This is a genomic window from Bacteroidia bacterium, assembly GCA_016218155.1.
GTDB lineage: Bacteria > Bacteroidota > Bacteroidia > Bacteroidales > GWA2-32-17 > GWA2-32-17.
This window is the reverse complement of record JACREQ010000074.1, coordinates 35,072-41,996: the sequence shown is the minus strand read 5'-3', so window position 1 is coordinate 41,996 and position 6,925 is coordinate 35,072. Positions and strand designations below refer to the sequence as shown.

Sequence of the window (6,925 nt, the reverse complement as noted above, 5' to 3'; positions counted from 1 at the left end):
CAAACAATAACATTAACTCAAAACGGTGCAACAACAGTCACAGGAACTTATCCAAATTTCACAATAAGTAGCTCAGATAATAATACAACATATACAGCAGGCTCAGGATTAAATTTGACAGGTACAACTTTTTCAAACAGTTCACCAGATCAAACGGTAACATTAACCCAAGGAGGTGCAACAACGGTCACAGGAATTTATCCGAATTTTAATATCAGCAGTACCGACTTAAACACAGGTACTCCGGGTGGTTTAAATAAAACCATTCAGTTTAATAACTCCGGAGTGTTTGATGGAAACTCAAATTTTACATGGGATAACTCAAATGAAAGATTAGGAATTGGGTTAAATAATCCCACTGGTAGAATGGTTGTACAGGGAAGTGTAACAGCACCTGCTACTGAACCACTATTTGAAGTAAAAAATAAAATAGGTCAAACAGTATTCGTTGTTTATGAAGATAGCGTAAATGTTTTTGTAAATGATGAAGCTATTCAATCAAATCGAGGTGGATTTGCAGTTAGTGGAAGAAATAATGCAAAAGCATTTACAAATAAATATTTGCACGTTACTCCGGATAATTCTAAAATATGGACAAAAGATACATTAAAAGGATTTGGAGTTGAAAATATTAATGGAACTAATAAAACCGGTTATATGCAAATGACTCCGAACAATTATTTAATAGGACATCTGGCAGGTAAATCATTAACAATAGGTAAATATAATTCATTTATTGGTTATAAAAGTGGTTTCTTTAACACTTCAGGATATAAAAATTATTTTATTGGATATTGTTCAGGATACAGTAATGATAATGGTTATAGTAATATTTTTATTGGTGATAGTGCTGGGTTTTTAAATTCTGATGGAAATAGAAATGTCTTTATTGGTAATATGAGTGGATATTCTAATGTTTCAGGTAAATACAATGTGTTTATGGGATATAATTCTGGATTTAGTAATCTGGCAGACTTTAACGTATTTATTGGTTACCAAGCTGGTTATTTTAATAGTTCAGGAACATATAATGTAGCTAGTGGTTATCAGTCGCTTTATAACAATATTGACGGATATGACAATACAGCATATGGACATCAATCTTTGTATTCTAATACATCAGGAGCGGTGAATTGTGCAATTGGAAAGTGGTCACTTTTTTCCAATACAACCGGACATAGCAATATTGCAACAGGAGAAAGCACACTTTATTACAACACTAATGGAAGTTATAATAGTGCTTACGGATCATATGCGCTTTATCGTAATACCTATGGATATTATAATACAGCATGCGGATCCCGGACGCTTTTATATAATACATCTGGCGAACAAAATACTGCATGTGGGTCAGAGGCGCTTTACTCCAATACAACAGGGCTAAGAAATACTGCATGCGGAGCCTATTCGCTTTATAACGGAGCTACAGGAAGTGATAATACTGCTTTAGGGCGTTATGCTGGAATGGGTGCTTTTGGGGTAGTAAACACAAGATGTACCTTTGTTGGAACAGATACCTACCTAACTACTAGCCGCACCAATGTTACCTTATTAGGTTACGGAATTGCCAATGCTCAGTGCACAGGAGATAATCAGATTTTATTAGGGAATACTGCAATCACTGAGATCAGGGCACAGGTAACAGGAATTACTGCTTATTCTGATAGCCGTTTTAAATCTAACATCTCTGATAATGTTCATGGGCTTGATTTTATTACTAAGTTAAAGCCAGTAACCTATAATGAAAATCCAGAAATATTACATCAATTATGGGGAACACCTGATTCATTATTTTCAAAAATTGATCATTCTGAAATTAAGAAGATTCGTTATATTGGTTTTATTGCACAAGATGTTGAAAAGGCTGCTAATGATTGTGGCTTTATTTTTCCTGGAATTGAAATACCTAAAAATAACAAGGAAGTATATTCTTTACGCTATACTGATTTTATTATGCCTATGGTAAAATCTATTCAGGAATTGAATGCAAAAAATAATTCATTAGAAACGGAATTAACGGTATTAAAGCAAGCAAACGCTGAACTTTATACGAAAATTAAAGAAATAGATAACCTTAAAGCTGAAATTGAGAAAATTAAAAAGTATCAGTCTGAGAAGTAACAAATTTAATATAGTTATTAATTTGATTATTATTTTAATCTAGTTTATGAAATTTTTTTTGAAAAATTTAAATAATATATAACATTATGAAAAATATATTGTTCTCGATTTTTGCAACAGTTATAACATTAACTTCTGTTGCTCAGACACCTCAGTCTTTTCAATATCAGGCTGTAATTCGTGATGCCTCTGGTAATGTGTTACAATCTCAATCAGTAAATTTGAGATTAAGTATTATTCCTGTTTCTGCTGTTGGTGTTGCAGAATATGTTGAGACACATACCTTAACAACGAATACATTTGGAATAGTATCTTTATCTGTAGGAAATGGAACTGTTGTTACAGGAAATTTTTCAACAATAAACTGGGGAGCATCAAATCATTTTATTAAGGTAGAAGCAGATCTTGGCAGTGGTTATATTGATATGGGAACTACTCAACTTCTTTCTGTTCCATATGCTATGTATTCTCAAGCCGCAGGGAATGTTGATACTTTGTGGAATAAAAGTGGTAACAATATTTACAATGCAAATAATGGTAATGTAGGTGTTGGACTTAATAATCCATCTGGTAGAATGGTTATTCAGGGAAGTTCAACTGCATTGGCAACTGATCCGTTATTTGAGGTTAAAAATTCATTAGGCCAGACAGTTTTTGTAGTATATCAAGATAGCGTTAATGTGTTTGTAAACGATGATGCTATTCAATCTAACCGAGGTGGTTTTGCAGTAAGTGGACGAAATAACGCAAAAGCAATAACACATAATTATTTGAAAGTAACACCAGATAAAACAAGAATTTTTTTAAATGAAGATATTAATAATGATGGTTTTGCTGTAATGGGAATTAATTCAGGCGGAATTAAAGATTATTTAAATGTAAGCGTTGATACTACTGAAATTATTGATCCGAGTAAAGCCAGAATATTGTGGTATCCTACAAAAGAGGCTTTTTTAACAGGCAGAGTTCTTATTGAAAATAAAGATAGTGTGGGAGTAAATTCTTTTGCTTCCGGTTTTGAGTCAAAAGCAATAGGTATGCAGTCTCAGGCGTTGGGCTATAAAACTGTTGCCAGAGGGAATTATGCAACTGCAATAGGATATTTTGCAACTGCTAAAGGTCCTAACACATATGCTTTGGGTAACTATGCTTTTGCCGGCGACAGTGCTTCTTATGCTATCGGCTCGGGAGCAAAAGCCCAGGGTCTGAGATGTTTTGCAATCGGATCTTCAGGAGTTGATTCTATTGGTGCACCTACTAATCCCACAATTGCAAGCGGCAACTACTCATATGCTTTTGGTATGGGATCAATAGCCAGCGGAAAAGGAGCTTTTGCATTTGGTACTCAGGATACGGCATTGGGATGGTATTCTCTTGCCATGGGTTATCAAACTAAAGCTAATAACTGGTATGCAACAACAATGGGTAAATTAACTAAAGCAAGTGGCGAATCATCCACAGCAATCGGATTTAATTCAACTTCCAGCGGGAAATATGCCAGTGCAATTGGTGCAAATTCAGTTGCAAGTGGATATTCTGCTACAGCTATAGGATATAATGCAAAAGCTACCGGAAGCTATTCTGTTGCAATTGGTAGAAATAATACTGCCAGTGGTGGTATCTCTACTGTTTTGGGAGAATTAAATACAGCAGCAGGCTTATATTCAACTGCCATGGGTTACATAAACAGGGCTGGAGGTGATTATTCAACTGCATTTAGTAGGGGAACTAATGCAAAGCCTTATGCATCATTTGTAATAGGAAGATATAACGATACAACATGTTCTGCTACAGGTATGACAAACTGGATTGCAACCGACCCGTTATTTATTATTGGTATTGGCGCAACTGCATCCTCGAGAACCAATGCAATGACTGTTTTAAAGAATGGAGAAACTTACTTGCCAGCTGTTTATAATTCAACTGTAGGAACTACAAATCGTGATTTGTTTATTGATAATACTGGAAAATTAGGATATGTAGCTTCTTCAAAACGCTATAAGAAAGATATCTCCGATATGGAAAATATAGATTGGTTATATCAACTTCGTCCTGTTAATTACATTTATAAGAATGATAACTTTAATAAAAAACAATTTGGATTAATTGCTGAAGAAGTAGAAAAAATTAACCCTTTATTTGTCAGTTATAATTATGATGGCATAGTTGAAACAGTGAATTACAGTAATTTTATTTCTCCATTGATAAAAGCATTGCAGGATCAGAAAAAAATTAATGATGTGCAGCAAATTCAAATAAATAAACTGCTTCAGGAAAACGAAAAGTTTAATTCGCAAGCTTCAGAAATTAATAACCTAAAAGCAGAAATAGAAAAGATTAAAAAATTTCAGGCTGAAAAATAAAACTTAGGTTATAGGAGAGAAATATTGAGAATAATGTTATTTCTAACTATTTGGACCAAAGAAATTAAACCCTTTATGTTTGCAATTTGAGGTTGCCCAGTAACCAATGTGCCAGTTTAATCCAACCAATAATTGAGCAGTAATAGGGTGGGTTCCTGTATATTTTGGATAAGTAGTATATGCTCCAGGGTGGTAATCTTTTGCAGTTACCATATCGTTTATGCAATATCCTATTCTCATGTTTAAGTTTATATCAAGCATATTGTTTTGCCATACTGGTCCGCCAAATTCAAGTTGAATAAAACTTAAATTTTTTCTGAATTTAGAAATTGAATCAGTACCACTTATACTTGAAGCTCTATAACCTAATCCTACAAATCCTCCATTGTCACTTTCGCCAGTACTTCTAACATAAAATGCCCATTCATTTGATTTGAATTCGTAATTCTGGTCGGGAAGATTATTATTATATGAAAATTTCTGGCCGAATGTTGACCAGCTTTTTTCAAACTGCACAGCCAGTCCTTTTACAATGTGTGAACCAAGTCCTATCCCATATGCAGGCTGAAACTTAAAATGAAAGTAACTTATTTTGTCGTCACCCCAGATGTTGCTGTTTGCGAGTAAACTTATACCGCCACCACCTTTTAATTCAAGATTAAACCATGTGGGATTATCTTTTGATTTCTTTTTTTGTGCTTGAACTCCAAACCAAAAAAGGCTGCATGCTATTATTAAAATTGCTTTTTTCATGTTTCAAATATAAATAAAAAGATTTTAAGTGTTAAAGGACATGTAAATAAAATTATTAATTTAATTATTTAAGAATGTAAATCTTTTGTAGTCAATGAATATAAAATGAATTATTCTAAAATCTAAATGGTTAGATATATGATATTAAATAACAGAATATAACCAAACTTTAATCATCTAAACATATATTAATTAAAACTAATTTTGTAATGCAAAAGAATAAAGTTTGCTGATTCCTAAATCTAAAAAAATGAAATTTAATCCAGAAAAATGTGTTATTCCCGATAAAAGGATGCAGCCATTTATAAGTGAGAGTGAGATTTGGAACTGTATTAATAATACTGTTTCAACAAAAGAAAGAGTTCGCGAAGTAATTGCAAAATCATTAAGTAAACTTAGATTGACGCTCGAAGAAACTGCAGTGCTTATTAATGCTACAGATCCTGAGTTGATTGAAGAAATAAAACAAGGTGCAAGAACTCTTAAAGAAAGAGTTTACGGAAACAGAATAGTTTTATTTGCCCCATTGTACATTGGCAATAAATGCTCTAATAATTGCCAGTATTGTGGATTTCGTTCAACAAATACTGAAGCGATAAGAAAAACACTTAACGACGAAGAAATCGTAAAAGAAGTTGTTGCATTGGAAGAAAATGGACAAAAAAGATTGATTCTTGTTTACGGTGAACATAAAGAATATTCTCCTGAACGTATTGCTCACGATGTTGAATTAGTGTATAATGTTAAAAAAGATTTCGGAGAAATCAGAAGAGTTAATATTAATGCAGCACCATTAGATATTCAGGGATTCAGAACAATTGGTAAAGCAGGTATTGGAACTTATCAGATTTTTCAGGAAACATATAATCCCGAAGCATATAAACAATATCACCTTGGTGGTAAAAAAGCAGATTATGATTACCGTCTGACTGGGTTGGATCGTGCACAGGAAGCCGGAATTGACGATGTTGGTATTGGTGTTTTATTTGGATTATACGACTGGCGGTTTGAAGTGCTTTCATTGGTAAGACATACAAATCATCTTGAAGCATGTTACAATGTTGGTCCGCATACAATATCTTTCCCAAGAATTCAGGATGCCTCTTCACTAAATGTTGATCCTAAATATATGGTAAGCAATAGTGAATTTACCAGATTGGTTGCAATTTTAAGATTAGCTGTTCCGTATACTGGTTTAATTTTAACTGCCCGCGAAAATGCCGAGATTCGTAATGAGGTTATTAGTTTTGGAGTTTCGCAGATCGACGGTGGAACCAAAATTGAGCTTGGCGGATATTACAAATTTAAGAATCAGGAGCAGGATTTAAACCGTGAGCAATTTAAGATTAATGATGACAGATCATTGAATGAAATTATTCGTGATTTGTTACATACAGGTTATTTGCCTTCATTCTGTACAGCTTGTTACAGACAGGGTAGAACAGGAGAACATTTTATGGAATTTTCTGTTCCCGGCTTTATAAAACGTTTTTGTACTCCGAATGCAATTTTAACTTTGGCTGAGTATTTAATGGATTATGCTACTCCTGATGTTAAGATTGAGGGTTGGAAAGCAATTGATAAAGAATTAGCCGGTTTGGAGAATAATGCAAATACCGAAGAACTAAAAAAACGAATTGAGCTTATTAAACAAGGAAAACACGATTTATATTTTTAATTTATAAAAA

General features: G+C 33.4%; 4 protein-coding genes. 3 read left to right on the top strand and 1 reads right to left on the bottom strand.

All coding sequences use genetic code 11. The annotated features are described in order from the left end of the window. Positions 1-2,121, top strand: a 2,121-nt coding sequence (locus HY951_13585; protein MBI5541092.1) for a tail fiber domain-containing protein, incomplete at its 5' end; no start/stop codon positions are given. Positions 2,122-2,207: 86 nt separating this feature from the next. Further along, positions 2,208-4,484 carry a tail fiber domain-containing protein gene (locus HY951_13580; protein ID MBI5541091.1) on the top strand — a complete coding sequence of 759 codons (2,277 nt, stop codon included), beginning with the start codon at positions 2,208-2,210 and terminating at the stop codon, positions 4,482-4,484. A gap of 42 nt (positions 4,485-4,526) precedes the next feature. Here the strand turns inward: HY951_13580 and HY951_13575 are convergent, their stop codons facing one another. Further along, complete coding sequence (locus HY951_13575) at positions 4,527-5,237, bottom strand: hypothetical protein (protein ID MBI5541090.1); 711 nt, start codon at positions 5,235-5,237, stop codon at positions 4,527-4,529. 250 nt (positions 5,238-5,487) lie between these two features. On the opposite strand from HY951_13575, the gene hydG reads away from it, so the two are divergent. Beyond that, entirely contained in the window at positions 5,488-6,915 is a 1,428-nt protein-coding gene (hydG, locus tag HY951_13570) for a [FeFe] hydrogenase H-cluster radical SAM maturase HydG (GenBank protein MBI5541089.1), read from the top strand. The last annotated feature ends 10 nt before the right edge of the window (positions 6,916-6,925 follow it).

Bases quoted from the DNA above. Each gene is read 5' to 3' on its own strand.
- HY951_13580 (MBI5541091.1), top strand. From the start codon at position 2,208: ATGAAAAATATATTGTTCTCGATTTTTGCAACAGTTATAACATTAACT.
- HY951_13575 (MBI5541090.1), bottom strand. From the start codon at position 5,237: ATGAAAAAAGCAATTTTAATAATAGCATGCAGCCTTTTTTGGTTTGGA.
- hydG (MBI5541089.1), top strand. From the start codon at position 5,488: ATGAAATTTAATCCAGAAAAATGTGTTATTCCCGATAAAAGGATGCAG.